The organism is Marivirga lumbricoides, assembly GCF_014636295.1.
Taxonomy (GTDB): domain Bacteria; phylum Bacteroidota; class Bacteroidia; order Cytophagales; family Cyclobacteriaceae; genus Marivirga; species Marivirga lumbricoides.
In genome coordinates this window covers 233887-258838 of sequence record NZ_BMEC01000001.1, presented here as the reverse complement: position 1 = coordinate 258838, position 24952 = coordinate 233887, and the positions used below count along the sequence as shown (strand labels likewise).

28 protein-coding genes are annotated in these 24952 nt (G+C 37.4%); 17 read left to right on the top strand and 11 right to left on the bottom strand.

Annotated features, from left to right (window positions below; translation table 11 throughout):
- Positions 1-309: 309 nt before the first annotated feature.
- Positions 310-1089 carry an SAM hydrolase/SAM-dependent halogenase family protein gene (locus IEV85_RS01130; RefSeq protein WP_188459960.1) on the bottom strand — a complete coding sequence of 260 codons (780 nt, stop codon included), beginning with the start codon at positions 1087-1089 and terminating at the stop codon, positions 310-312.
- A 92-nt stretch (positions 1090-1181) separates the two neighbouring features.
- Between IEV85_RS01130 and IEV85_RS01125 the strand changes: the two genes are divergently transcribed.
- From IEV85_RS01125 to IEV85_RS01095, 7 genes are all read left to right on the top strand, one after another.
- Positions 1182-2150, top strand: a complete 969-nt coding sequence (locus tag IEV85_RS01125; RefSeq protein ID WP_188459959.1) for a PhoH family protein — start codon at positions 1182-1184, stop codon at positions 2148-2150.
- Complete coding sequence (locus IEV85_RS01120) at positions 2147-2590, top strand: GNAT family N-acetyltransferase (protein WP_188459958.1); 444 nt, start codon at positions 2147-2149, stop codon at positions 2588-2590. The genes IEV85_RS01125 and IEV85_RS01120 overlap by 4 nt, the downstream gene beginning before the upstream one ends.
- Positions 2591-3011: 421 nt before the next feature.
- Positions 3012-3797, top strand: coding sequence for a DUF4261 domain-containing protein (locus tag IEV85_RS01115; RefSeq protein ID WP_188459957.1), 786 nt, complete (start codon positions 3012-3014; stop codon positions 3795-3797).
- Positions 3798-3926: 129 nt separating this feature from the next.
- Positions 3927-4406, top strand: coding sequence for a hypothetical protein (locus IEV85_RS01110; RefSeq protein ID WP_188459956.1), 480 nt, complete (start codon positions 3927-3929; stop codon positions 4404-4406).
- Between the two features lie 46 nt (positions 4407-4452).
- Positions 4453-5178 carry a hypothetical protein gene (locus tag IEV85_RS01105; RefSeq protein ID WP_188459955.1) on the top strand — a complete coding sequence of 242 codons (726 nt, stop codon included), beginning with the start codon at positions 4453-4455 and terminating at the stop codon, positions 5176-5178.
- 157 nt (positions 5179-5335) lie between these two features.
- The gene (locus IEV85_RS01100) at positions 5336-6151 is read left to right on the top strand and encodes an AraC family transcriptional regulator (protein ID WP_188459954.1); all 816 of its coding nucleotides are present in this window, start codon (positions 5336-5338) and stop codon (positions 6149-6151) included.
- A gap of 72 nt (positions 6152-6223) precedes the next feature.
- Entirely contained in the window at positions 6224-6718 is a 495-nt protein-coding gene (locus IEV85_RS01095) for a VOC family protein (RefSeq protein ID WP_188459953.1), read from the top strand.
- A gap of 329 nt (positions 6719-7047) precedes the next feature.
- Here the strand turns inward: IEV85_RS01095 and IEV85_RS01090 are convergent, their stop codons facing one another.
- Positions 7048-7422, bottom strand: a complete 375-nt coding sequence (locus IEV85_RS01090) for a winged helix-turn-helix transcriptional regulator (RefSeq protein ID WP_188459952.1) — start codon at positions 7420-7422, stop codon at positions 7048-7050.
- Between the two features lie 93 nt (positions 7423-7515).
- Here IEV85_RS01090 and IEV85_RS01085 point away from each other — a divergent pair, with 93 nt between their 5' ends.
- The 3 genes from IEV85_RS01085 to IEV85_RS01075 all read left to right on the top strand — a co-directional run bounded on the left by IEV85_RS01085 (position 7516) and on the right by IEV85_RS01075 (position 9460).
- Complete coding sequence (locus tag IEV85_RS01085) at positions 7516-8061, top strand: NAD(P)H-dependent oxidoreductase (RefSeq protein ID WP_188459951.1); 546 nt, start codon at positions 7516-7518, stop codon at positions 8059-8061.
- Between the two features lie 347 nt (positions 8062-8408).
- Complete coding sequence (locus tag IEV85_RS01080) at positions 8409-8978, top strand: Crp/Fnr family transcriptional regulator (RefSeq protein ID WP_188459950.1); 570 nt, start codon at positions 8409-8411, stop codon at positions 8976-8978.
- A gap of 68 nt (positions 8979-9046) precedes the next feature.
- On the top strand, positions 9047-9460 hold the full coding sequence (locus tag IEV85_RS01075; protein ID WP_188459949.1) for a VOC family protein: 414 nt from the start codon (positions 9047-9049) through the stop codon (positions 9458-9460).
- A gap of 50 nt (positions 9461-9510) precedes the next feature.
- Here the strand turns inward: IEV85_RS01075 and IEV85_RS01070 are convergent, their stop codons facing one another.
- The 5 genes from IEV85_RS01070 to IEV85_RS01050 all read right to left on the bottom strand — a co-directional run bounded on the left by IEV85_RS01070 (position 9511) and on the right by IEV85_RS01050 (position 11877).
- The gene (locus IEV85_RS01070) at positions 9511-9969 is read right to left on the bottom strand and encodes a carboxymuconolactone decarboxylase family protein (protein WP_188459948.1); all 459 of its coding nucleotides are present in this window, start codon (positions 9967-9969) and stop codon (positions 9511-9513) included.
- Positions 9953-10390 carry a GNAT family N-acetyltransferase gene (locus IEV85_RS01065; RefSeq protein ID WP_188459947.1) on the bottom strand — a complete coding sequence of 146 codons (438 nt, stop codon included), beginning with the start codon at positions 10388-10390 and terminating at the stop codon, positions 9953-9955. The genes IEV85_RS01070 and IEV85_RS01065 overlap by 17 nt, the downstream gene beginning before the upstream one ends.
- Positions 10391-10397: 7 nt before the next feature.
- Complete coding sequence (locus IEV85_RS01060; RefSeq protein ID WP_188459946.1) at positions 10398-10862, bottom strand: DUF1097 domain-containing protein; 465 nt, start codon at positions 10860-10862, stop codon at positions 10398-10400.
- Positions 10863-10923: 61 nt separating this feature from the next.
- Positions 10924-11499 carry a Crp/Fnr family transcriptional regulator gene (locus IEV85_RS01055; RefSeq protein ID WP_188459945.1) on the bottom strand — a complete coding sequence of 192 codons (576 nt, stop codon included), beginning with the start codon at positions 11497-11499 and terminating at the stop codon, positions 10924-10926.
- Positions 11500-11517: 18 nt separating this feature from the next.
- The gene (locus tag IEV85_RS01050; RefSeq protein ID WP_188459944.1) at positions 11518-11877 is read right to left on the bottom strand and encodes a winged helix-turn-helix transcriptional regulator; all 360 of its coding nucleotides are present in this window, start codon (positions 11875-11877) and stop codon (positions 11518-11520) included.
- 96 nt (positions 11878-11973) lie between these two features.
- On the opposite strand from IEV85_RS01050, the gene IEV85_RS01045 reads away from it, so the two are divergent.
- Positions 11974-12966, top strand: coding sequence for an alpha/beta hydrolase (locus tag IEV85_RS01045; protein ID WP_188459943.1), 993 nt, complete (start codon positions 11974-11976; stop codon positions 12964-12966).
- A 4-nt stretch (positions 12967-12970) separates the two neighbouring features.
- Positions 12971-14119 carry an MFS transporter gene (locus IEV85_RS01040; protein WP_188459942.1) on the top strand — a complete coding sequence of 383 codons (1149 nt, stop codon included), beginning with the start codon at positions 12971-12973 and terminating at the stop codon, positions 14117-14119.
- A gap of 302 nt (positions 14120-14421) precedes the next feature.
- On the opposite strand, the gene IEV85_RS01035 is transcribed toward IEV85_RS01040, so the two are convergent.
- The 4 genes from IEV85_RS01035 to IEV85_RS01020 are packed head-to-tail and all read right to left on the bottom strand — an operon-like array spanning position 14422 to position 20744.
- On the bottom strand, positions 14422-16140 hold the full coding sequence (locus tag IEV85_RS01035) for an ABC transporter ATP-binding protein (protein WP_188459941.1): 1719 nt from the start codon (positions 16138-16140) through the stop codon (positions 14422-14424).
- Positions 16141-16150: 10 nt separating this feature from the next.
- Entirely contained in the window at positions 16151-16882 is a 732-nt protein-coding gene (locus IEV85_RS01030) for a DUF6796 family protein (protein ID WP_188459940.1), read from the bottom strand.
- A gap of 1 nt (position 16883) precedes the next feature.
- Positions 16884-18965, bottom strand: coding sequence for an SIP domain-containing protein (locus IEV85_RS01025; protein WP_229712463.1), 2082 nt, complete (start codon positions 18963-18965; stop codon positions 16884-16886).
- Between the two features lie 27 nt (positions 18966-18992).
- Positions 18993-20744, bottom strand: a complete 1752-nt coding sequence (locus IEV85_RS01020) for an ABC transporter ATP-binding protein (RefSeq protein ID WP_229712462.1) — start codon at positions 20742-20744, stop codon at positions 18993-18995.
- A gap of 136 nt (positions 20745-20880) precedes the next feature.
- On the opposite strand from IEV85_RS01020, the gene IEV85_RS01015 reads away from it, so the two are divergent.
- The 5 genes from IEV85_RS01015 (at position 20881) to IEV85_RS00995 (ending at position 24901) form a co-directional block, all read left to right on the top strand.
- Positions 20881-21852 (top strand): helix-turn-helix domain-containing protein, encoded by a 972-nt coding sequence (locus tag IEV85_RS01015; RefSeq protein ID WP_188459938.1) that lies wholly within the window; start codon positions 20881-20883, stop codon positions 21850-21852.
- A gap of 241 nt (positions 21853-22093) precedes the next feature.
- Positions 22094-22819, top strand: coding sequence for a helix-turn-helix domain-containing protein (locus IEV85_RS01010; protein ID WP_188459937.1), 726 nt, complete (start codon positions 22094-22096; stop codon positions 22817-22819).
- Positions 22820-22988: 169 nt separating this feature from the next.
- Positions 22989-23393: a VOC family protein gene (locus IEV85_RS01005; RefSeq protein WP_188459936.1), complete on the top strand. Its 405-nt coding sequence runs from the start codon at positions 22989-22991 to the stop codon at positions 23391-23393.
- A 145-nt stretch (positions 23394-23538) separates the two neighbouring features.
- Entirely contained in the window at positions 23539-23979 is a 441-nt protein-coding gene (locus IEV85_RS01000) for a hypothetical protein (protein ID WP_188459935.1), read from the top strand.
- 187 nt (positions 23980-24166) lie between these two features.
- Entirely contained in the window at positions 24167-24901 is a 735-nt protein-coding gene (locus IEV85_RS00995) for a YqjF family protein (protein WP_188459934.1), read from the top strand.
- Positions 24902-24952 lie beyond the last annotated feature (51 nt).

Genomic DNA, 24952 nt, shown 5'->3' with positions numbered 1-24952 from the left:
GGTTATCCTTATCGCCAGCTGGAGAACAATCCTTCTCTTTTTGAAGGGAAGGAAATATTATAAGTCATAATTATTCCGAAGAAACTTGAGGGATTTATATAATATTTACGGGATTCTTCCCCTCTATTTTTTGAAGAGAGGGGACAGATTTGACATGGACAAATCAGGGGTGAGTTTTACTAGACAAAAAATAAACCGAGATTTTCTTTTTCAAAGTTGGATGAGATATTGACTTACATGGTTGTGACCCTAGTTTAAATTACTCCAGCCTTAGGCTTACAGGCTATTCCGATTCCTCACTGTCGGAATTTAATAATCCGAAAACCTCACACTCACCATACTCCCGTATTCCATGCCTAGTAATTCAGATGCATTACCTTCTTTAATACCTATTTCAAGCACATTCTGATCGTTAAATAAAGCAAAAGCTTCTCCACCAGTAGTTTCGTGGTAATATTGCTGTACTTTGGAAAGTACATAATTTCTAAACTTTACCTGAATGCTTTTTCCTTTGCTCAGGATGTCATAATCAGTTTTACCAATATTGGTGATGAGGTTACCGTAATCATCCACATGAATTACATGTCCCTGGATAATCTCTCTTGTGGCTTTTACCCGCTGAGGTAGGTAGCGCACAAATTCACTTTCATCCATTGGCGTGCCTAAGTCCTGAAAGCTTTTATTGCTTGCGATCTGGCTGGCTGCCACTGCGAGTACATCTTTGGCAGGGAAATTACTGCCAGGTTCATTTTCAGTAATTTTTATAATTTCCTGAGGTGCTTTTTCATCCAACAGACCCAGCATACCGTTATTACCTCCTAAAATGTATTGATTATTTAGCTTAATGGCAATCATAGCTTCTTTGGCCGATTGCCTGAGGTTGATGGCTGTAAGGTGAATGGTGCCTTCCGGAAAATCGCGGTAAACAGCCTTTAGTACCTGCGCCCCGTGAATGATATCAAACTTTTTGATGTTATGAGTAATGTCAATGATTTGTGTTTCAGGGTTTTCAGCCAGTATTTTGGTTTTCACCGAAGCAACATAGTGGTCGTGCCATCCAAAATCCGATAGAAAAGTAATCAAAGGCATACAAACAGTAGAATTATTATTAAATTTGTTTAAAACAAAACTACGTAAATTTTAGTACTAACTCATTTTAAAACCTTAAACAAAAAAAGCATTTGGTAGAAAAAGTTATTACCTTAGAAAATGTGTCACTGGTTGATTTTTTAGGAGTGGAAAATCGTAATATCAATGAATTATCCTCCGCTTTTCCTAAGTCAAAAATTATATCGAGAGGCAATGAAATCCGCATTCAGGGAAGCTCTCCCGAGATCATCCGCATCAATCAAATTGTTCAGTCGCTTGTAGACCACTACCATAAGTTTGGTAAAGTGACGGAAGAAAGCATTAAAACCTATATTAATGAGGAACAGTCCGAAAGCCAGAAACGCCTGCATGCTGATGCAGAAGAAACACTGGTTTTTGGCACCAAGGGCTTTGCTATTAAAGCCAAAACACCTAACCAGATAAAACTGGTTGAGAGCGTAAATGCCAACGACCTGGTATTTGCTATTGGCCCTGCAGGAACGGGGAAGACCTATATTTCTGTAGCCATGGCCGTACGGGCATTAAAGAATAAAGAAGTAAGAAAAATAATCATCACCAGGCCAGCTGTGGAGGCCGGAGAAAACCTGGGTTTCCTTCCGGGAGATCTGAAGGAAAAAATTGATCCGTATTTACGACCGATTTACGATGCGCTGGAAGATATGGTGCCTTCTGAGAAGCTGAAGTATTACCAGGAAAACAGGGTAATTGAAATTGCTCCCTTGGCTTATATGAGAGGAAGAACCCTGCACAACGCATTTATTTTGCTGGATGAGGCACAAAACACCACCCAAATGCAGATTAAGATGTTTCTGACCAGGATGGGGCCTAACTCCAAAGCCATTATTACCGGAGACATGAGCCAGGTGGATTTGCCTAAAAGGCAAAAATCAGGGCTGGCGGAATCTACAAGAATCTTAAAAGATATTAAGGGAATAGGCATGGTGCATTTAAGCGGAGAAGATGTGGTGCGCCATAAGTTGGTGAGACAGATCATTGAAGCTTACGATAAAAACGATGCCGAAAAAAATAAAGACGAATGATTACTGTAACAACTGTTGAAACAAAAGAAGAGCTAAAACAAGTATTTTCTATCAGAGAGCAGGTTTTTGTGATAGAGCAAAAAGTGGCACCTGATGAGGAATATGATGAATACGAAGATGAATCTACCCACTTTATAGCGAAGGAAGATGACGGGGCTCCTTGCGGCACAGCCCGGTGGAGGTTTACCGATAAAGGCATTAAGCTTGAGCGATTTGCCGTATTAAAATCAGCCAGAGGAAAAGGAGTAGGCAAAGCATTGGTGGGAGCTGTTTTGGAGAATATTTACCAGCATCCGGAAGCAAAAGGAAAGAAACTATACCTGCATGCACAGCTGAAGGCTGTTGATTTATATGAAGGTTTTGGTTTTGAAAAAGTAGGCGAGCAGTTTGAAGAGTGCAATATTATGCACTACCAAATGGAGTTGGAATCAGCTTCCTGAAAAGTTAAGCGAGGGTAATTACTCTCGCTATTTTTTTTGTGCTAAAAAGCACAGCGTTTTTTTTCTGAAACCACCACATCTTTTTTGTTTTCCAATCTGATCAGTGGTACGAGTGTTCCATTCGTACTTTTATAGGCCCCTAGGTTATATATGTTGCAAGTGTCTCATCTGTAACCCTTCAATACATATTTTATCTATTCACTGAATAAACCCGCTACTTACTTCCAGGTATTTTCATTGCTTTTTGATGAAAATGTAGGATTTAATTTAGTAATAGCTTATTATTATCCTTATGAACCTAAGGGTGGTATTACGCATTTATAAATGTTTACAAGCGTTTGCTGCTGGTTAAGAAAAATATAAAGAGAATAAGCGGAATTGTCCGCCTATTGAAATATTAGCTGCAAGCTGAAACACAACTATGTTCAATATTTTCAAAAAGAAACAAAAATCAGTTAATCAAACGGAGAGAAAACCTAAAACTATTCTTTGCATACCTGGAAATTGGAATGACAGAACGGAAATCGTAACTGCGATAGCGGAAAATAATATGAATGATTTCATATTTGCTGGAATGGTACTTCTGAACCTAAAAACTAATAAAGGATTTGATTTAGAAGTTTGCGAAAGAGATAATAAAATGAAAGATTCGTTCAAATTTGCAGGAATGATAAATCGAGTTTCAGATGAATTTTTAGGTGAAATCGATAAGCACAAATACGTTTTATACTTATCAGCAGAAACTGGAGATTTGCAAAGCGCAAAAGAAATTGCCGATGCGGGAAATGCACTTTTAAAATCCGGAGGAATAGGAATTAAAGTAGAAACAACTGGAAAAGCATTTACAAAAGAACACTGGACTGAATTCTTAACCGATTTTGATGAATCAAACCTTTACAAAATGTACGTCTTGGATTCAATAAGTGATGGGAAAGGAATAACCTATACCTGTGGAATGCATAACTTGGGATTAAAAGACAGTATTGTCTACAATGAAGAATTTCAAGATTCAGTCAATTTGCTTTCGGTTTTTAGCTATTATCAATTAATTGAAAAACCTGAAATTAATATAGGACAGACTTTTAGCACAGATATGCAATCACCGATATTTGAAATTGGTGAAGAGAAAAATCAACCAAACGAAGGAGATGAACTATTTGAAAATCCGTATGGAATGTGGAAAATGGAAAGAAAAGCCAGCAGGTAATAATTATATATATAAAATAAGCACAATATTAGTAAAATCAAGGATTTTAGTTTGCGTTATTTTTTGTGTTTCCTAACCGATTACTTTTCGTATACTCAACATTATCAGCCATTTATTGAAGAATAAATTATGAAACAAACTCTTCTTATCTTAGCAATTTTTATGATTTCAATAACTCAACTTCCTGCTCAGGAATCTAATGAAGTTCAGAAATGGCTAACATCCACTATTGAAGAGTACTTTGCTAAGTTTCCTCTTAAACCCCTTAATGAAATAACAACTGAACAATATGCGGAATATATGCAAGACGCGATTTGTGTAGTTTATGAGTGTGAAAACTCCTTAACTAAGGAACAGTTTAAGCAAAAATGGGGTGGCATTTATGACACTTCATATGCCGAATTTGGAATAGGGTTTCTTATTGATCAACAGGATTGGGATAATATTGTCGTTACAAAGTGCAAGCTACTTGAAGAAAGAGAGGAGGGAATGTTTATTTTAGAAGTAGAAGTTACTGATACTGGATTCGAACTAACACACCTGAACGAAATAACAGTGATTCAGACTCTTAATGGGTTTAAAATAGATGACGTAAAGAAGCGAAAATGAATTGTATGCCTATTGAAATGTTGTAGCGTATTAAGAAATGACATAGATGAAGTTTTTTGAAAAGTTTAGAAATAAGAAAAAGGTAATGGATGAATCCTCTGAATTAAAAAGAGGTGAATTCAAGAAAATAATATTACCACTTATGGAGAAACATTTTCCTGATTTCCAATTTACTTCCTATAAAAACCAATATTACTCGTTTTTAAGAACAAGACAGATTGGCCCCCTGAAAATATTCGAGAGTTTTGACATAGCCTTTGCTTTAAAAGATAAAATCTGTGCCTGTTCTGTAGCTTCAAGACTTAATCCATTCTTTGTTGGTCGAAGTGGATACAATACTGGTTGGATTAATCCTCACTGTGATTTGATTTCTCAAAAACGAGGCATAGGAATTACGCCACTTGAGGACGCATATTATTATCATAACGGCCGCATTGAAACGACAACAAGAGTAATACATGAAATCATCTCAGATTTAGAGAATTACGGACTAGTGTTTCTGGATAATCAGATTAATAATTTAAGTGCAAACCCTCTAATCATTGTGGGCTTGAGGTTAATTAACTCAATTGAATATGACATTACAAAGTTAAAAGCAGAAATAGAAGCAGAACAAAATAACAAGGGGCATGTAATTACAAGGCTTAAGCATCCAATATATGTAGAATTGAAAGAATCGTTGCAGAAAATGGAAGGAATATCTAGAGAAAATAGACAAGAAATTCCAAAGCTTGCCTATGAACTTATTGAAATGATAATGTTGAATGAATAAAACCGCACTACTATAAATGAAATTATAGCTGGTTCTGTGTTTTTTAAAATTGTTATAGATACTTTTTAGCGGGCCAAATCGTAGATTTGGCCAAGCTGTAAATTGAAAGTTTACGCTTTTAATTGTACGTCACTCAGAAAAAACGACCGAAAGATAAATGAACTACCTGACATTTCAGCCTCATCCGGATTTAGCATCGTTTATTAGCTGCTACTGGACTTTAGAAGTTCCTGCCAATATTGATTCACAAAAACAGCGGATTGTTCCCGATGGCTGTATCGAGATGGCTTTTATTCTTGGCGATGATATTAAGCGATATACTTCGGATGATGAATTTATCCTACAACCTCGGGCAATGGTACTTGGACAAACAATTGAACCATTTTATATCCAACCTACAGGACATGTGAATACATTTGCTATTCGCTTTTACCCATACGGATTTGCCAATTTTGTATCCGAACCCATTAAGAACTTAGCTAATAAAGAAACACCAATTGAATTATTGTTTGAAGAAAAAATCGCCAGGGAACTGGAAAAGGAAGTAATTCAGGCAAAAAACACTCAAGAAAGGATTCAGATCATAGAGAAATTTCTCAGAGCGAGATTAAATGAAAAATCAATGGTTGAGAATATAGTAAAATCCACTGTTGAAGCCCTTTTGTCAACTAAAGGAACTGCTTCCATAAAAACGATTCTTAAAGAAGACTTGTCCAAAAGAAGACAACTTGAGAGAAAGTTTGCAAATCAAATAGGAGTGAGTCCAAAACAGTTAGGTAAAGTTATTCGACTGCAAACAGCATTAAAAATGCTACTTGATAAAGAGGAAGAAAGCTTAACTAATATCGCTTATGATAGTGAATATTATGACCAGGCCCATTTCATTAAAGACTTTAAGGAGTTTACAGGGACAAACCCAAAGGAGTTTTTAGGAAATGAAAATTTAACTCTATCTACTATTTTTTACAAATAAACTGGGTGTCGCATTTTTACAATTTTAAGGGACTTTCCACAATTAAATTTGTCCTGTTAAAAAAATTGGAAAATGAAAGAAACTATACTTATCACAGTTACTGCCCTCGCTTTTAGTGTTGTGTCCTGCACAAATAAAGATTCTTCAATCTCAGAACCAGATCATACCAAAGAAACAACTTTCAAAAACATGGAAAATATGAACAGCTACATCTCAATTTTTGAAATTCCGGCAACAGATATTTCACGGGCTATCAACTTTTACAAAGAAATTTTAGGAGTAGAAATTGAAAGATTAGATTTCTCTGAAATGGAAATGGGTTTGTTCCCCTATCAAGACCAAATGGTAACAGGAGTAATTATGAAAGGAGAAGGCTTCGAACCTTCTGCCAAGGGAGTTACTATTTATCTCAATGGTGGGGAGAATCTTCAAACTATTCTTGACAAAGTAGAAAAGAACAGCGGAAAAATTATTATTCCAAAAACACCTCACGCTGACGAGAATGGATATTTTGCCATTTTCCATGACTCGGAAGGAAATAAGATCGGGCTTCATTCACCAAATTAAACGAAGAGAAGCGAACTCACTATACATAAAAGCCATAGCGGATCGGGTGTAAGCTCTAACCGCTTTGTGTTTATTCAGTAGCATGTTGAAGATTTGATGCACTCACTCTGCTACTGTTTTATACTACACCTTAGTACAAACAAGAGTAGGGGAAGGAGAGATGGTTTACAGAGTTAAAGGGACATAGTTTACTCTTTTTAAGCAGTAATTTTGTAAAAGATCACATTGTTATGAACTTGAAAACCGGTTTATGAAGTAGGTTAATATTCTGAATTTAAACAATTGAAAAGGCACAAACAAACAACAATTGATGGTCGCCTAGCCATATTTTAATCCGCATTGACAAATTCCCCCTTTTCACTTACCACTTGATTGCCCCATTGGGTAATGGACTCCAACACCGGGATAAAAGATTTTCCGAAATCGGTTAACCCATAAACAACCTTAACCGGTGGTTTTTTGCCATATACTTTTCGGGAGACTAATCCGTCTTTTTCCAGTTGCTTTAGTTGCAAGCTTAGTGTCATTTCGGTAACCGTACCCATTTCCCTGCGGAGTTCGCTAAACCTTTTGTTAGCATCCATCAAGTGGTATAAAATAACCGCTTTCCATTTTCCGCCCACCAAATCCATTGTTAGACTTACTGAACACGGATAAATTTTCCCGTTCACTTTTACGTAATCGCCTTTACATTCTTCTTTCATCGCTATTTAATTTCCAGCTATCCAAATCGATAGGTATTGTAAATATAAAGCACTAAAAGTAGTTTAGCAACTCAACTAATGATAGTATAGATTATGGCATTAATTATTTTAGGACATCCCAATTATAAAAACTCCTTCGCCAACAGAACGGTAATCGAAGAATTGCAGAAATGGGATTTAACTATTGAAATCAGGAACATTCACCACTTATATCCGGACTACAAAATAGATATAAAAGCAGAGCAGGAAGCACTGTTAAAGCACCAAACTATTGTGTTTCAATATCCATTTTACTGGTACAATATGCCCGCCATTTTAAAACTTTGGTTCGATGAGGTTTTTGCATATCAATTTGCTTATGGTTCCCAAGGCGACAAACTAAAAGGTAAAAATTTTGTCCCGAGTTTTACTGTTGGCTCATCAGAAATCAGCTACAATGTTTTAGGATTTCAGCATTTTCGGGTGTACGAGTTTTGCAAAAACCTGGAGCAAACTGCCTTGTTTGCCCAAATGAATTATATTGATCCCATTTACTTTCATGGAACGTCACTGGCGGCCGGTTATACCGAAACCGACATCAAAAACAACGCAAAAGAACATGCCCGAAAACTAATAAAACGCTTAGCTGAATTGGAATAGACGCAAACGGTTTTTGCATAAAAGCTTAAATTCATGAATTGATTAACTGTATTTGCCATCCGCAGGATAAGGAGTAGGTGTAGTTTTTAAGGATGTAAAAATAAGCCTAGCCTTTCCTGTCCAAGGCAGGCGGTTTTGTTTGCTTGTCCTGAGCTTTTGTTGAAGGGTGCGCAATGCTAATCTACAAGGTAGGTTTATGAGCCCTAAAACCAAGAATCAACAGTGAGCTAAAAAAGAAAGGAGGGATGTTGAATGTTTTATGTCACAGGTTTTTTTGACTAGTTTTAGACTATAAAAATACCAGATTCATCACCGGCATCTGGTGTCTTAGAGAGAAACTGAAAATAATGAATAATCTACTAAGCTATATTTGTTCTTTAACCCCCTTTTCAGAGGAAGATTGGGAATATTTAAAACCTGCTTTAACTAAGAGAACATTTGCCAGGAATGAGTTGCTCTTACGGGAAGGGGAAGTTTGCAGCTCACTTTTTTATATAGATGCGGGCTATTGCAAAAGTTATTATGAAATAGATGGAAACATAAAAAACACCGAATTATTCTTTGAGAATGAAATAGCAACTAATGTTACTAGTTTTGGTAGCGGATTAGAGTCAAAATATAACATCATAGCCTGTGAACCGCTAATTACTATTGTATTTAACAAAGATAAATTATTTGAGCTATCAAAACAGCACCCTAAAATCGAAAATTTAGGACGAATTTGTTTGCGCCAGTTTGCCGTAAAGCAGGAAGAATTTTTAGCAATTTTTAAGCTTTATAGCCCAAAAGAGCGACTGGAATATATAGAAACCCATCACCCACATATTGTACAAAGAGTTTCACTTACCCAATTAGCTTCATTTCTTGGTGTCACAAGAGAGACCCTAAGCAGAATACGCAATAGAAGGATTTCCTGATTTTGTGACAAATGTCTCAGCTTAATTAAACAATTAAGCGCCACTTTTGACTAAACAAAAATGTTGATATGATGCTACAAAAAATTAGTGATAATAATAATGTGCTCACATGGTTTGAAATCCCGGTTTTAGATACTACTAGAGCTAAAAAGTTTTATGAGACTATATTTGATATAGTAATGACCACTAAAACTTTTACAGAAACAAATGAGGAACTAACTTTCTTTCCTTACGATCCCAATGTTAAACAAGCACTGTCAGGGAGAGTTACCGGTGTTTTATCGAAATCAAAAGACAGAACGCCAACAGAAAAAGGAATATTTATATATATAAATGCCAGTCCCCATATTCAAGTTGTTATTGATAAAGTTGAAAAAGCAGGAGGGAAAGTTCTTATTCCTAAGACTGAAGCTCCTTTCGGTCTGTTTTCAGTTATACTAGATACCGAAGGAAACAGGATTGGCTTGCATGCTGAAGAATAAAAATGAGTTAGGGTTAAATTTTCCCCTCCAAAGCTGATTTTTTTATCTTTTTAATTAGGGTGAATCAATTTTGTGGAAACGGCCACCCTATTTAAAAAATTCATATGATTGATGGCGATAATGAGCTGTGCGATTTCATTACCACTGAATAACGTACTTATCTTCCCATAGGTATGGTCGCTAAGCCCTGCCTCATTTATTTTAGTAATCTCTTCGGTGAGCTGTAATACGGCTCTTTCTTTTTCAGAAAACAATGGACTTTCCTGCCAGGCGGATAAGGCGAATATCCTACGTTCAGTTTCACCCAATTTTAACGCGTCTTTTGTATGCAAATCAATACAAAAAGCGCATTTGTTGATTTGAGAGGTTCTGATTTTAATGAGTTCCCTAAGTTGTTTATCTAAAGAAGTCCTGGCCAAAAATTGTTCTATTTCAATAATTAATTTCCAGCATTCAGGCTCCACTTCTTTAATGTTAATGCGGTGTTGTGAGTTAAAAGTTGAAGACATAATGTTTAAATTTTGTGTTATTAAATCCGATTTTATGATAAAGTTGTTGTGCTTTTTTATTGTCATTTCCTGTCAAAAGCCAAACTTGTTGGCGATGGGTTGCTTTGGAAAATTCCAAAACGCTTGTTAGTAATTGAGAGGCCACGCCCAAACCCCGAAATTGTTCCGATACAAACAGATCGTTCAAAATCCATATTTCTTCTAATTTGATAGTCGAGAAAGAAGGGAAAAGCTGGGTGTAGCCTAGCAACTGGTCTTCCAGAACGGCTACAAAAATGACACTGTCCTCCTTATTCATTCGGTCATTCAGAAAGCTTTCTACTTCTTCAGGGTTTGATTCTTGTTTGTAGAACTTTCTGAATTCATTCATAAGAACCATCAGTGCGGTTATATCTAAATGTGTTGCTCTTCTTACAGTCATCTGAAGCTTATTTTTTAGCGGCTAATTTATTATGTAAAAAAGTATCAAGGGCAGCGATACAATAACCAGGCACCAGGGAAAGGATGAGGATAAAAAGTGATTGGACAGCGATTTCAAAACCCGAAGAAAACCAGGTGATGAGTCCCAAAAAGTAGGCGGGAATGGTATTCAAACGTTTCAATTTTGAAATGTAGAAAACCCCGATCATAGCGATAAATACGGCTAAAGGAAATCCAAACGCTCCGATAAATGCTGAAAGCCAAGCTCCCGTATATTGAATGAGCATCGCAATGAGGATTCCAAAAAGTTGTTGGATCAGGATGGTGAAGGCAGTTTTTAGGTTTGTGCCAAAAAGATGGTAGCTCACCCAGGCGATGAAGAGTACCCAGGGTGGTAATGCAAAATAGAAAGCTATAAAAATGGCTAAAGCTCCTGTACAACCTAAAGATAAGGCCTGTTTTAAATTGGTCATAGTAATCTTGTTTTGTGCGGACAAAGATTACCAGAAACAAGCAGCAAATTCTTAAACTGGTTTAAGAAAGCTCTTTTCTGCGGATTTCACTTAAATATTCAGGGGTGAAACCTAGAAATGAGGCGATAAGGTATTGGGGCACACGTTGAATGAATTCCGGAAAGTTATCTCTGAAGTGATAATATAAATCTTCCCGGGAATACTCATAAAGTAGTTTTATTCGGCATTGAGAAGCCGCATAAGCCCGTTGAAAGACCAAGTGGAAGTATCGCTCCAGAACAGGAAATTCTTTAAGCAATGCTTCTTTAGCATCGGCACTTAGCACTAAGACTTCACTGGGTTCTACTGTGCGAATGGTGAAGTTGGATGTATTCTTTTTAGAAAAGGCTGAGAAGTCGGTAGTCCACCAGTTTTCCAGCGCAAAATCAATGGTTTGTTCCGTGCCGTTTTCTTTAGTGTACAATACCTGTAAACAACCTTTGTTCACAAAAAAGAGATTTTGACAGATAGCACCTTCTCTTAATAAGTCTTTTTTCTTTTTAAAGACCCTCGTTTCAAAAAGGGTATCCATCATGCCGAGGTTTGTATCCTTAATATCTATAAATTTTTCTATATGATTGATCAAAGCCGCTATCATACTACTTAAAATTTAATATCATTTTACCAGCTTTTTATGCTTGGCTCCCCAGCTGCTTAATTTTGACCAGATAGGAATCAATTCAATGGCGATTGGGGTGAGTTCATAATCTACTCTTGGTGGTACTTCTGCGTAAACTGTACGTTTCACCAATCCATCTTTTTCTAACTCCCGCAACTGTAAGGTGAGCATTCTTTCGGTAATGCCATCTATCGCATTGCGCAGTTCACTATAGCGCAACTTCCCGTTTTCAAGCTTACAAAGGATTAATAATTTCCATCTTCCACCAACCTTACAGACCGCATAGGTTAAGTCGCAACTTTCCATAATGTATTTTTCATTCAACAGATTGGTTGAGCTTTTCTTTCTTTTTCCCATAACGGACAAATTTGTATGTACCGAACATTTAGAATCCTATATGCAAAAATAGGGATAGCTACATAATTTTGTGCTATCAATTTTAAAACAAAAAAAATGAAGAGATACACAACAATTCTTTTGCTTTTACTAGGCGTGTGGAAAGGCAAAGCACAAAAAGATGTAACGAATAAAACGTTTACTATGACCCCAGAAGTACAAAAGGTATTGAACTATATAAAAGCTATTGAAGTACCCGAAAACGAAAAACCCTGGATAACAGGGCGCTTATTTTACGAAAAAATGAATCCACTAGCAGGAGGAAAGGAGCAGGTATTTAAAATTGAGAACCGCATTATCACACTTAAAAAAGACACAGTGCCAGTTCGTATTTATCGTCCAAATAATCAGAAGGGCCTACCTATCATCATCTATTTTCACGGTGGATGGTTTAAAGGAGGAAGTCTGGAAACCCACGATTCCCCCCTACGTCAATTGGCAAATCTCTCCCAAGCCGTCATCATTTCAGTGGATTATCGTCTTGCCCCTGAACATCCATTTCCTGCCGGAATAGAGGATAGTTTTACTGTGGTAGAATGGGTTTTAATGAACACCAAAGAATTGAATGTTGACAAAAACCAAATCACTATAATGGGAGATAGCGCGGGCGGTGCTATAGCCGCCACCGTTTCCAATAGATTTTCAAACGAAATTGCCACACAAGTGCTCATATATCCTGCTACCGATAATAGCTTAAAAACCAATTCGTGGAATCTTTTTAAGAACGGCCCTATTTTGAATATTGAAGAAGCTAAAGAAGCTTGGTCCTATTACTTGCCAGATGAGAAAAACCGCGAAAATCCAGATGCAATCCCTTTAAAAAGGGAAAGATTCCCCAATCTTCCACCTACATTTATCGCAACGGCTCAATATGATCCGCTGCGGGATGAAGCCCTACTATATGCCGAAAAATTAATGAACAATAATGTTCCTGTAACCCAAAAAACCTACGGAAATATGATTCACGGCTTTTTTCAAATGGGCGCTTACCTCAAAGAGAGCAGAGAACTGATGCAGGATATTGTCAATTTCATCAACGATTCAGAATAGTACGATGAGAAAATATGCTTATATCGGTTGCCTGGGTTTTATAGGGGTAATCACTACGGAATTTGGAGTAATTGGAATCTTACCACAAATAGCAACCTACTATGAAATAAGTATTGATCGTGCCGGACTTTTACTAAGTGCTTTTGCCCTTGTCATCGCATTAACAGGCCCTTTTATGACCCTTTTTGCTTCTGGGTTTGACAGAAAGAAAGTAATGCTGCTTTCTATATTTTTGTTTGCTATTACCGGACTGGTTTCTTCCTTTCCCCCTCCGTTTTGGTTATTGATGCTGGTCAGGGTTTTACCCGCATTTTTACAACCCGTTTATATAGCTACAGCTCTTTCAGTAGCGGTATCTCAGGGAGATAAAAATAATGAAAATGAATTAATGAGCATCGTTTTTAGCGGTGTGGCCATTGCGATGGTAACTACCGTTCCTTTTGCGACTTACATCGCCAGTATATGTTCCTGGGAATATTCGTTTTATATGCAATCGACAATTAGTATCATCGCATTAATTGCGATATATGTTGGTTTACCCAGTATGCCTGTAAAGGAGAAGAAGTCGTATGGAAGTCAGTTAAAAATACTAAAACAACCTACTTTTATAGCAAGTACCGCAATGAATTTCTTTATGATTACCGCCTGGTTTTCTACCTACAGCTATTTTGCAGATTACCTAAACAAAGCTAAAAATATGAACCATACGATGGTCAGTTATATGATGCTTGTTTTTGGCATTATTGGTGTACTGGCGAATTGGACAGCCGGGAAAATGTTAGATAAAAACATTACCAAAACCACTGCTTTTTTCTTATCAGGAACCATTTTGATACCAATATTGCTGCATTTTTCAGGAGGAAATACGGGTGCTACAATTGTGGTGATAGGAATCTGGGGATTTTTATATTCTCCAAGTTTTTTAAATGCTTCTACCTATATGATTTCATCTGCACCCAAATCCTTAGAGTTTGCGAATAGCCTTGCCACCTCCTTCGGGAATTTAGGTATCAGCTTAGGAACTACCGCAGGCGGTTGGCTGATCGCTACAAAAAGTGTGGTATACACCCCCTGGTTAACCTTGCTTTTTGGAGTGCTGGCTTTACTGATGATGGGTGTAAGAAGAGTGTTGGAACGAAATAATTTTAAGTGAGAGTTACATTAAGGCGAAGAATTATAGTAACTAGCCTTCAAGAGTATCGATTTTCACCCATTTTGGGAGCATTGCAGTACAAATTTTCACAGAAAATTTGTACTGCAATGCCCCTAAATAAACTTCTTTACCAACATTTACTCAGCTTCCGCAATTTTCTTATTAGGAATCTAAAATTGGATTACACAATGCGTAATCATTTATTGCTGACTTTCAGATGCCTATCATTGATTCTCACGTAATTGCTTAATGTAAATCAAATACAGGTTTAAACGTATTTTTCAAAACTGTATTTAAGCATCTTACACCTTCCATCCATTTGATTGTTGTTGGATATCCCACATTTTTCGATAAATACCATTCTTATTCAATAGTTGGGCGTGTGTTCCTCTTTCAGCAATTTCTCCATTCTCCAGGACTAATATATTATCGGCACGCATAATGGTTGCCAGTTTATGGGCAATGACCACCACCGTTTTAGATTTAACCAACTCCTGAATGGCCTGCTGGATGAAAATTTCATTTTCCGGATCCAGGCTCGCTGTAGCTTCATCCAACAGCACGATTGGAGCATCTTTAAGCAGTGCCCTGGCAATACTTATGCGTTGTTTTTGCCCCCCTGAAAGCTTATTCCCTCCTTCGCCCACGCGCGCGTGGAGGCCTTTGGGTAGTTCCCAGGCAAAACTAAGTACCTGTGCTTTTTCGGCAGCGTCTATGATCTCTGATTCTGTAGCTTCTGGATTTCCTATTTTGATATTGTTGTAAATACTGTCATCAAATAAGTACACGTCCTGAAATACTTCACTAATCAGTTGATAGAACTGTTCTTGAGGAATATCTTTGATGGGGACGCCACCAATCTCGATTTTTCCTGAATTGACATCCCAAAAGCGAGCAATAAGAGCAGCAATAGTAGATTTTCCCGAACCAGAATGTCCTACCAGGGCAAGCATCGATTTTTCGGGGATGTGAAAGCTAAGGTTCTGTACCGTAGGCTTATTGAGGTAACCAAAACTCACGTCCTTAAAACAAATATCAAATTTCTCTGGTAGCTTAGCTGTTCCAGATGCCATAGCAGGAGCATCCAGCATTTCAATAATCCGTTTTAGGCTTTCATTCATATACCTAAGCGATAAGTAATCGACCATCACCACTTTGAGTGGATGGTAAAGATGGTAGCCTAAAATTAAAAAGCTGATCAGGACGGGTATAGTAATCAAATTCCCGTTTAGATAATATAAACCCAAAGCAACCATTGCCAGGAATGTAATTTCAAATACAATAAAAGCTGTTACTATAAAAGGACCCGGCACAGCTTCCATCCTGATGCTTTTTTGACAAAGATCTTTAAGGGTCTGTTCTAACCCCGTATGTTTTTTCCCGATTAGAGCATATGATTTTAAGTGACGTATTCCTTGTACATATTCTAAAAAATTGGCACCTACGGTATTCCGCGCAGCAATCTGCTTGTTTCCCAGACGACTCACCAGGTAGTTAGCGGCAAGTAAAAAGAGATAGGTAATGGGTAGAGCAGCTAAGAGACACAGGGCAAGCCTCCAATCATAAATGACTAAAAAAACCGAAAGTACAGTCGTTCCAAAAACAGCTGCTGCCAGATTACCTACACTATGCCCAAAAATACCTTCAAAATTCGCCACATCCTGCAAAACGATAGCAGCTACCTCACCCGGGTTCTTTTGCTTAAAATAACCAAGAGAGAATTTACGTAAACGATTTCCTAAGGTAATTCGCAGCTTTGTAGATAAGCCATACACCCATATATTGGTTTGTACCATCGATTTTGCTGCAATAAAAAACTGCAAGACTAACATTACGGCCATTACGCCTACCACCGTCCAAATTTTAGTGGTATTGGGATGTTCTGAAAATAATTCCCAAACAATAATGAGTACTATTCCCGAAGGTGCAGCAACAAAAATGCTGTGTAAAATCTCCCAAAAAAAGACCTTAAGTGTGGCTTTGGGATCCAGTTGACAAATGCGGTTTAAATTTCTGATCATAACTTTTTATTTAAATGGAAGTTGGGAGCCTAAATAGTTTTTTTCTGAAAAAAGTAAGCAGGAGTAGAAAGAATATCAGGTACGAAAGGTTAAAGCCTGCGGCAATTAACCAGTCCTTAAAAGTTGAAGCTGGTAAAATAGATTTGATGGGGGCTTGATAGATCGTAAGAAAAACTGGGCTAATAAAACCTACCCATCTGGGAAGTGTTGTTTTTCCTAGGAATACTAACACCGAAAATAGAAACCAACCTAACAGTAACACGATAATGGCCGTGCCCCAGGAGATGTACAACATTTGCATGAATCCGGCAGCAGTTTCAAGCAGATAAGGATGGGCAGCGACAGGGCTGTTATAAATGGATTTGAAAATTTCACCGGTATAAAAGAAAACAGCGTGGCCCAATGGCATCAAGAGTACACTTAGTAACAGGATAAAATAAGTAACCCAGACATACCATTTGGACCGATCTTTTACATACTGATAGGCCAGCCATACCCCCGGTAGGAACAATATAGCTGTCATTGCTGCGATTAGGGCACCAAACATTAATCGTTGGGTAGAACCTTCGAGCATTAGTACTGCAAACTCCACATCAACTTGATCTGCATAAGTTTCAGAAAAAAGGGGATATTTTTCAGGTATGATCTCAAAACCAGCAATCGCAATATCACCAATTACCCAACATATAGAGGCCATAATGGCTGAAATAAACGACCATTTTATTTTTGTTTGATATTCCATTTTATTGTCTTTGGGTGTTTTTTATTTTCTCTACAAGAAATTCCGCATCTTCCTGGATGCCAAATACTAATCCTGATTTTTTCTTTCTTAACCACGGAAAACCGATGCAGTACAAATGTTCCGTGTTCATTATTCCATTACAGTGCGCTGGGCTTCCTGTATCGTTTAAAAGGGAAGGGCTCATATAAGAAAAATCATATCCAAAACCTGTCGCCCAAATAATGGAGGTGATTTCTGACTGCTTGATGTTAATTTCCTTTACTTCAGAAGCCGATGAATAGTCCACATCTGGGAAATCTGCTTCATCTTCTTCCGTGATTCCTGTATTCAGTTCAGGATGTTTAGAAAGGAATCCATCAATATTTTCTTTAATCGAGTGCGAAGTATCATCAGCAAAACGAATATTTTCTTTTGCATTATCTGAGAAATGAAAGGCTTTTTTGTTAATACCTTTGAACGAACCTAAAATAGCAACTCCTAATTGATGTAAGGATTGATAACTAATGGTATGTCCAAAAACGCCCACTCCTGAACTTTGCGGTTGTTTATTCTGTAATTGTGGGGTTGATTTTACGTCTTGCGTCAAGGTATCTTGAATACCCATGATGTTCAGCCATTCCATAATATCCTTACCTCTGTAACGTCTGGGGGCACGAGGCACTTTACTGCTGGCCAAATACACTTTTTTTCCCGACAGCGCGATTTCTTCCGCTATCTGGCAGCCCGACTGTCCACCGCCTACAACCAGGGTTTTTCCGTCAGGTAATTGATTGGGGTTTTTATAGTCAGAAGCGTGCAGCTGTAGGATATTTTTGGGAATTTTCTGCGCCAGTTTTGGAAATTTTGGTTTGTTCATTATCCCAGAGGCAATCACCACGAAATCGGCTTTTATCTCAAGACTTTTTCCTTGATTATCAGCAAATATGGTAAAGGAATCCTCTTGTTTTTTAAGCTGAATAACTTGGAGTGCTTCTGCTATTGGTAATTTAAATTGTTGAACATACTTGTTTAAATAATCGACAAATTCATTTTTGGTCATAAACTGTTGACTTGTCGCTTTGGGTAATGGCATTTCTGGTAGTGCGGTCATCCAGTTTGGAGTATTCATTTTAAATGAATCCCAACGTTGGGCCACCCAGGAAGAACCAATCACATTTTTTTCCAGCACTATATGTTTGATGCCCGATTTTTGGAGGTAATAACTTGTGGCTAATCCCGCTTGTCCTGCGCCAATAATAGCAACTTTATAGTGTGGCTCTGTAGTTGTCATTTTGCTCATTGAGTACTCTTCTGTTTCCTGATGCCTTGCTTTCATAGATTTATCTTCCGTCATTCCCGCTTTCCAATATGAATAGGCGTACAAATCTTCTCGTTGCCAGGATTTTTCTTTACGGAGGTAATTGCGAATTTTCTTTACGGAAGAAAATTCTGCAGCTACGTATCCAAAATGTGGAGCTGGTGGTAAACTTTGCTGTTTTACTACTTCTACCAGTCGACTCCCTTTTTGAGGGTTTTTATTGTACAGCCAGGTAAAATGAGCATTCGCATTCGATTTCAATGGCTGTTCATCTTCAGGCCCGTGAACTTCGATGATACAAGTGGCGTTGGCCGTTTTTGGGAGATCTTCTAAAATAGCTGCCAGAACGGGAAGTCCTGTGGCATCTCCTATGAGGAGATAATTTTCAGTTTTTGGATAAAGTTCAGTTTTTCCATCCCACATTAACACCCCCAGCAGGTCACCGGGTTGCGCATTTATCGCCCAGGCAGAAGCCGGACCTTCTTCCCCGTGTGCTATAAAATCGATCCAAATTTCATTGTTTTTGAGGTCTATACCGCGATGGGTATAGGTTCTCACAATAGGGCGTATAGCATCGGGTTGCGGTTTCCACTGCATTTTTTCATAATCAAATTCAGGAAAATGGATTCGATCAATTCCCTTTGGCGGAATAAGAATTTTATTATTGACCCCAATCGTAGTATTTGCAAACAAAGGGACTTTCTCCCCGGTAAGAAATACGCGTATATAGTGCGGACTGAGGTATTCTTTTCTTTTGACTGTAAGTTCTGCCTGAATTGTTTTCATGTTTTGTATGCTCATATTGTGTTTAGTTTATTGGATGACAAAGTCTTTAGCTCTGTTGTGTGCATCCCACATTCGTTGGTAGAGTGTACTATTTTTCAGTAAATCCTCATGCTTGCCTTTGCTGACCATTCTTCCTCTATCAAACACCAGAATTTGATCGGCATTGGTAATAGAGCTTAGCCGATGGGCGATAACCAGCACTGTTTTGTTTTTAATTAATGTACTAAAAGCCTTTTGTATATAGTATTCACTTTCAGGATCGGCAAAAGCGGTGGCTTCATCCAGAATCAGGATGGGGGCACCTTTAAGTATCGCCCGGGCCAGTTGAATTCGTTGTTGTTCGCCCCCGCTTAAGTGAATGCCCGATTGCCCAAAACGGGTATCATACCCATCGGGAAGGCTGTTGATGAGTTGGTGGATTTGTGCCGCTTTTGCTGCATTTTCCACTTCTTCAGCAGTTTTATCCATGCCCATTTTTATATTTTCATAGATAGTCTGTTGAAACATAAAACTGTCCTGAAAAACAAAGGATACCAATTCCATCAACTGCTCGGTGGGATACTCTTTTATGTTTATTCCGCCAATCGAAATGGTACCGTTATTCACTTCCCAAAACCTGGAAATCAACTGACCTACGGTACTTTTTCCAGCACCGGACGGGCCAACCAGAGCGGTAATGCTGCCCTCAGCAACGCTAAAATTGATTTCGTCCAGTACTAGCTGGTCTGATTGGTAAGCAAATGAGACATCTTTAAATAGAATTTCATAGTTGTCAGGTCGTTGACGCTCACTTTTTTCTTCTAAAACATCTTGGTCCAGTAGCGCATCTATCTGTTCTACACCCCTGTTGATGATGGAAAGTTGTATGCCCATATTATTGATGGCAAAGAGGGGTTTGATATAACCTGTACCCAATATGAGAAAGAGAAGTAGGGTGGCCAGGGAAATCCCATTTTGAAAATACAAGTACAATCCCAGGGCCAGCACCGGTAATAGGGCATTACTGGTAAAGCTCATAAAAACGGCAAATGCGGGTGTACTGCTTTTTATCCATTGTTGTACAAATCCATAGAAACGCTTTACCGTATGACCGTATTTTTCGAAATTTTCAGCAGATTGCCCAAAAATTTTCATCACCGGAAGCGCTCGCACATATTCAACAATACCAGCGTTCATATCCTCCAGTGATTGATGGTAATTTTGAATTAGTTTTTTGTTTTGATTGCCGTACATTTTGGGAAGTAAAACAGCCAGAACAACTAAGGGCACTGCGCTGATGGCTGCCAAACGCCAGTCTTGTGAAAAAAGATAGCCAATAGTAAGCAGTGGTAGGGCTACTCCTTTAACGAAATCCGGGATTTGATGCGCAATGAAATTTTCGATACGTTCTACATCGTCCGATAGTACTTTTTTGAGCGCACCTGAGTTTTTGTTATTCAGGTATCCCATCGGGAGTTTCCCTACCCTATCAATGATGTATTTTCTTAGTTCATATAAAATGCGGTAAGCTGCAATATGAGATAGAATGCCCGATATATAGAGCACAACCATACTAATAATTGCAGCAATGACCGCCTGGACAATATAGTCGCAGGTCAAGCTAAAATCTATCTGAACCTGAGTAAGTTCCCTAATGATATAAAATATAAGTACATAGGGCACTAAGCTTAAAATGGCATGTAGTACAGCGAGTGCACCGGAAGCTATAAGGAGGTTTTTACGACTTCCCGCAATTTCCAGGAGCCTGAAAATCCCCTTTTTTATCTTTCTTTTTCTCATTTATTGTGCTCTTATTAAGAATTGTTCTAAATAATTATAACTTTGGCCAAAATTACTGGCAACTTGTTTATGGGGTGTTGGTAAAAAGGAGTAAAAGCTCCGCAAAAAGGAATAATTCGATTAAAACACACACAGGATGCACATCAGTTTATATGCGGAAGATTTTGAAATCAATCTTTTCCAAAGTGCTTTACCGCTAAGTGGGGAGAATGGGATTAGCGAAAACAAAACCGCTTTTAAAGGCGAATTTGGGAAGGGTTATTATAAAGAAATTGCTTTCGAAGGGGTGCATATTGGTTTTGGCAATGTATCCCTAAAGGATCGGGTAAAACTTTTTTTTGAAAGCGACCTGGAGACGGTAGAAATGCACTTTGCCTTAAAGGGAAAAAGTAACGTTTGTGCATCCAGTTTTAAAAATAACGTGCGTTTTCAAGATCATCAGCATAATATTGTGTATGCCAAAGGTATTTGTGGGGAGTTAATTTGGGAAAGCAAAGAATTGCAACTTTGCGAGATTAACCTGAGCCCTTCGTTTTTTAATAAATTTTTACCTGAAGACAACAGCTTATTCGAAAAATTCAGGAGCAGCATAGAAAAAGGGAATTCCAACTTGATTACACAACAACATTATCACATTAATCATCAAATGTATGAGATTATTGATGGGATAATGAACTGCCAGCGTCAGGGAATTTTTAAGAAAATGTATTTGGAAGCAAAAGTAATTGAACTCTTATTGCTGCAATTAGAACAATTTTCTGAACAGGATAACTGCCCTACTTCCCTCAAAAAAAGGGATATTGACAAGATGTATGAAGTGAGGGATTTTATGCTGAATAATATAAGTGATACTTCTTCGCTTCTGGAGTTGGCACATCGCGTTGGGACCAATGACTTCACATTGAAAAAAGGATTTAAAGAGGTATTCGGCACTACGGTATTTGGTTTTTGGAAAGAAGCAAAAATGGAACAGGCCAGACATTTGATCGCGCAGCAGGGAAAAAGTGTTCAGGAGGTTGCCGAAGCTTTAGGCTATAGCAATGCACGACACTTCTCTACAGCCTTTAAAAAAACCTATGGCGTTTCGCCTGGCTCTTTAAAAGCGTAAAGGATTGCTACATTCGATTGAAGGGTGTTTAAACGGGAAGTATGGGGGTCATAACTATTAAATTCAATTTAAATTGACCATACTGGCTAGTTGATTATGCAGTATCTCAGACCATATGATGACTTCATAATTCGTCAGGATTTATGTGAATTTTATCGTAAAGCATTTCTTGAGCCCTCTGTTAGTTGAAGTTTAATCCACTACCTTTATGTAAAAAAAATGGCGGTAATATTAAAAAACAATGTACCAGGAAATTAAACCATCAGAAGGGCTTGATAGTATCATCGACTCCTTTTGGACTTTCTCGGAAAATAAAGCCAGTGAGAATTTAAAAATATTACCCGATACTTGTACCGATTTGATTTTTGACCTTAACCAAAATAAGGGATTTTTATCAGGAATTATGACAAACTATCAACGTGTGGAATTGGCGACCCAATCAAATTTAATAGGAGTTCGATTCAAAATTGAAAAGTTTGGTGCTTTGGCTAAAATACCGCTTAATGAAACTAAAAACTTACGGGTTGAATTATCACAACTATTTCCGCCAAAAAGTCTCGATAGCATAGATCAACTAAACGAATTAAAAACAATCACAGAGAAAGTTTACTTTCTCGAAAACTTTATAAAAACATCGTTTAAACAAAATTTCCAAAAACAAGACCAATTGATTTTATCAGTTGCACAAAATATAAGGTCTTTTAACGGAATTGTAAATATTGAACATATAGCACAATCGCATCACATAAGTTTAAGACAATTAGAAAGGCGTTTCAAAGCTTATATTGGTTTAACACTAAAGGAGTTTTCAAATATTGTACGTTTCAACAAGGCAAAAAAAGCAATAACAACTTTTCAGAATTCAAGCCTTTTAGAAATAGCATTTGATATGGGATTCTTTGACCATTCACATATGACTTATGAATTCAAACGCATTTCAGGGGAAAATCCAAGCTTTTTTAGGTAATGTCGTTTTTTTACAAAGTAATACTTTTATAAGCCAAGTAACTTTGTATCAAACCAACGATATGAAAAATTAGCTTCTGGGAATCAGCGTAACAATGCTTATTTCCTGTAAAAGAAGCTTAGTAATTCAAAATAAACTGCGTTGATGATTACAAACTAAAGATGAAAAAATGGACATTCAGTACGCATACACCATCCTTTACGTAAAAGACGTACCGGGAACAATAGAATTTTATAAAAAGGCATTCGGATTTGAGGAAAAATTCCTAACCCCTGAAAATGACTACGGAGAAATAATTTCAGGCCATACCACCATAGCATTTGCCAACCTTGAGCTTGGTAATTCCAACTTAAAAAAAGGTTTTGCAGAAAGTAATTTAAGTGAAAAACCCTTTGGGATTGAATTAGCCTTTACCACTTCAGAAGTAGAAAAAGTAATGGATAGTGCCATTGCAAATGGAGCTATATGTTTAGAAGAAACAGTGACCAAACCCTGGGGACAAAAAGTAGGTTATCTAAGAGATGTAAACGGATTTATCATTGAAATCTGTACCCCAATTCCAAATCAGGAATAGGTCAATTATAGTACTAAATAATTCGCATGTTACGCAATTAATATGCTATCTACATTTGCGAATCGCACTTAAATAGTTAATTTCAGTCGTTGGGTGTTTTATAGCAAATAATATTCTTAAGCGCATTAGAATTGATTTTCTTCAAATGAAAAAAAGGTTAATATTCATTTCCATCGTCTTTCTTCTCATGGCTGGCAAACTAACAGCTCAGGTAGACTTAGAAAAGGTGCCCAGGATAGGCTTTGCATGTGGTTATGGTGGAAATCCCACAGAGGCTGTTCAGAAGGTAGGAGGTCTTCTGGAGTCAGAGAACTATAGAGAAATAGTTCAATTACTGGAATCTGGTAATTCAGCAGAGAAATTTATATCAGCAGTTACTATTAATTATCTACATAGTGAAGGTATAAAATCTATTGAAGAAAGGGAACTTAGCTTAATTTTGGCTATTCAAAAAAGTACTGAATATATATGCTATTGTTATGGGTGTACTGATATTCGATTTAGAATGCTTTTTGAGATTTTCGAGCAAGAGAATTACCTTGCAGAGGCTAATGCATGGATTGCAAATTATTTATATTCCAGATGACAGTTAAAGAAAATATGCAAGCTGTTTAAGTAGCAACTTGCACAATCTTTTTTGGGATTGCATAGCCATATAAGTACTAATATTTATCCTCTTGTGGATATCATGACTTAACTTTATGGTTGCGCTGCTTTATTTGACCTAACATGCCAATTAGTTAATAAGCATAAATAGAAGTATTGAAATAGAGATGACCATTAAAGAAATTTTAGTTGATACTGAGCACAGACCGTGGACAATACCTGCAGAAAAATGGCAGTATTACCAGGAATGGAATAAAGCAGTATTCCTTCATTGGCAAGTTGACATAGAGGGATTACAAGAGCTTGTGCCTGCGGAACTGGAAATAGATCTGTATGAAGGAAAGCCATGGGTTTCATTGGTGGCTTTTACAATGGAAAAAATCAGACCAAGGAATTTACCGTCATTTCCTCCTATATCTGATTTTGATGAGATAAACATTCGGACTTATGTAAAGAAAAATAATAAAACAGGGGTTTATTTTCTGAGTATTGAAGGTGGCACTTATCTTTCCTGCCAAATAGCAAAAAAGCTTTCAGAATTACCGTATCGTTATTCAAATATGCATAGGAAAAAGTCATTCTATAGTTCCGAGAACAAACTTTTTAAAGATAGATTGCATATCAATTATCAGGTTGCGAAGGCAGTCACTGAAAAGACAGCGCTTGACAAATGGCTGACCGAGAGATACGTTCTATTTCAGGATACAAAGACTTCAATTAATGAATTTGAAATTCACCATCTTGAATGGCCAATATACGAACTAGATACAATGGAGTTAGAAGTTGATTATCCCAGGTTCAAAAAAATATTGAGTAACTTCCCTGATAAAAAACATTATTCAACTGGTGTTAAAGTAATAGCCTGGGGAAAGAGAAAATCAGAAAAGGGGATATTAAAATGAAGGGTCGAGAATGATGAATTGATTTTTTACTAAAAAAAGTAAGGTGTTACA

What these genes read in the sequence shown, in the direction of transcription:
- IEV85_RS01130 (WP_188459960.1), bottom strand. Translation starts at nt 1,089, where the DNA reads ATGCCTTTGATTACTTTTCTATCGGATTTTGGATGGCACGACCACTAT.
- IEV85_RS01120 (WP_188459958.1), top strand. Translation starts at nt 2,147, where the DNA reads ATGATTACTGTAACAACTGTTGAAACAAAAGAAGAGCTAAAACAAGTA.
- IEV85_RS01115 (WP_188459957.1), top strand. Translation starts at nt 3,012, where the DNA reads ATGTTCAATATTTTCAAAAAGAAACAAAAATCAGTTAATCAAACGGAG.
- IEV85_RS01110 (WP_188459956.1), top strand. Translation starts at nt 3,927, where the DNA reads ATGAAACAAACTCTTCTTATCTTAGCAATTTTTATGATTTCAATAACT.
- IEV85_RS01105 (WP_188459955.1), top strand. Translation starts at nt 4,453, where the DNA reads ATGAAGTTTTTTGAAAAGTTTAGAAATAAGAAAAAGGTAATGGATGAA.
- IEV85_RS01100 (WP_188459954.1), top strand. Translation starts at nt 5,336, where the DNA reads ATGAACTACCTGACATTTCAGCCTCATCCGGATTTAGCATCGTTTATT.
- IEV85_RS01095 (WP_188459953.1), top strand. Translation starts at nt 6,224, where the DNA reads ATGAAAGAAACTATACTTATCACAGTTACTGCCCTCGCTTTTAGTGTT.
- IEV85_RS01090 (WP_188459952.1), bottom strand. Translation starts at nt 7,422, where the DNA reads ATGAAAGAAGAATGTAAAGGCGATTACGTAAAAGTGAACGGGAAAATT.
- IEV85_RS01085 (WP_188459951.1), top strand. Translation starts at nt 7,516, where the DNA reads ATGGCATTAATTATTTTAGGACATCCCAATTATAAAAACTCCTTCGCC.
- IEV85_RS01080 (WP_188459950.1), top strand. Translation starts at nt 8,409, where the DNA reads ATGAATAATCTACTAAGCTATATTTGTTCTTTAACCCCCTTTTCAGAG.
- IEV85_RS01075 (WP_188459949.1), top strand. Translation starts at nt 9,047, where the DNA reads ATGATGCTACAAAAAATTAGTGATAATAATAATGTGCTCACATGGTTT.
- IEV85_RS01070 (WP_188459948.1), bottom strand. Translation starts at nt 9,969, where the DNA reads ATGTCTTCAACTTTTAACTCACAACACCGCATTAACATTAAAGAAGTG.
- IEV85_RS01065 (WP_188459947.1), bottom strand. Translation starts at nt 10,390, where the DNA reads ATGACTGTAAGAAGAGCAACACATTTAGATATAACCGCACTGATGGTT.
- IEV85_RS01060 (WP_188459946.1), bottom strand. Translation starts at nt 10,862, where the DNA reads ATGACCAATTTAAAACAGGCCTTATCTTTAGGTTGTACAGGAGCTTTA.
- IEV85_RS01055 (WP_188459945.1), bottom strand. Translation starts at nt 11,499, where the DNA reads ATGATAGCGGCTTTGATCAATCATATAGAAAAATTTATAGATATTAAG.
- IEV85_RS01050 (WP_188459944.1), bottom strand. Translation starts at nt 11,877, where the DNA reads ATGGGAAAAAGAAAGAAAAGCTCAACCAATCTGTTGAATGAAAAATAC.
- IEV85_RS01045 (WP_188459943.1), top strand. Translation starts at nt 11,974, where the DNA reads ATGAAGAGATACACAACAATTCTTTTGCTTTTACTAGGCGTGTGGAAA.
- IEV85_RS01040 (WP_188459942.1), top strand. Translation starts at nt 12,971, where the DNA reads ATGAGAAAATATGCTTATATCGGTTGCCTGGGTTTTATAGGGGTAATC.
- IEV85_RS01035 (WP_188459941.1), bottom strand. Translation starts at nt 16,140, where the DNA reads ATGATCAGAAATTTAAACCGCATTTGTCAACTGGATCCCAAAGCCACA.
- IEV85_RS01030 (WP_188459940.1), bottom strand. Translation starts at nt 16,882, where the DNA reads ATGGAATATCAAACAAAAATAAAATGGTCGTTTATTTCAGCCATTATG.
- IEV85_RS01025 (WP_229712463.1), bottom strand. Translation starts at nt 18,965, where the DNA reads ATGAAAACAATTCAGGCAGAACTTACAGTCAAAAGAAAAGAATACCTC.
- IEV85_RS01020 (WP_229712462.1), bottom strand. Translation starts at nt 20,744, where the DNA reads ATGAGAAAAAGAAAGATAAAAAAGGGGATTTTCAGGCTCCTGGAAATT.
- IEV85_RS01015 (WP_188459938.1), top strand. Translation starts at nt 20,881, where the DNA reads ATGCACATCAGTTTATATGCGGAAGATTTTGAAATCAATCTTTTCCAA.
- IEV85_RS01010 (WP_188459937.1), top strand. Translation starts at nt 22,094, where the DNA reads ATGTACCAGGAAATTAAACCATCAGAAGGGCTTGATAGTATCATCGAC.
- IEV85_RS01005 (WP_188459936.1), top strand. Translation starts at nt 22,989, where the DNA reads ATGGACATTCAGTACGCATACACCATCCTTTACGTAAAAGACGTACCG.
- IEV85_RS01000 (WP_188459935.1), top strand. Translation starts at nt 23,539, where the DNA reads ATGAAAAAAAGGTTAATATTCATTTCCATCGTCTTTCTTCTCATGGCT.
- IEV85_RS00995 (WP_188459934.1), top strand. Translation starts at nt 24,167, where the DNA reads ATGACCATTAAAGAAATTTTAGTTGATACTGAGCACAGACCGTGGACA.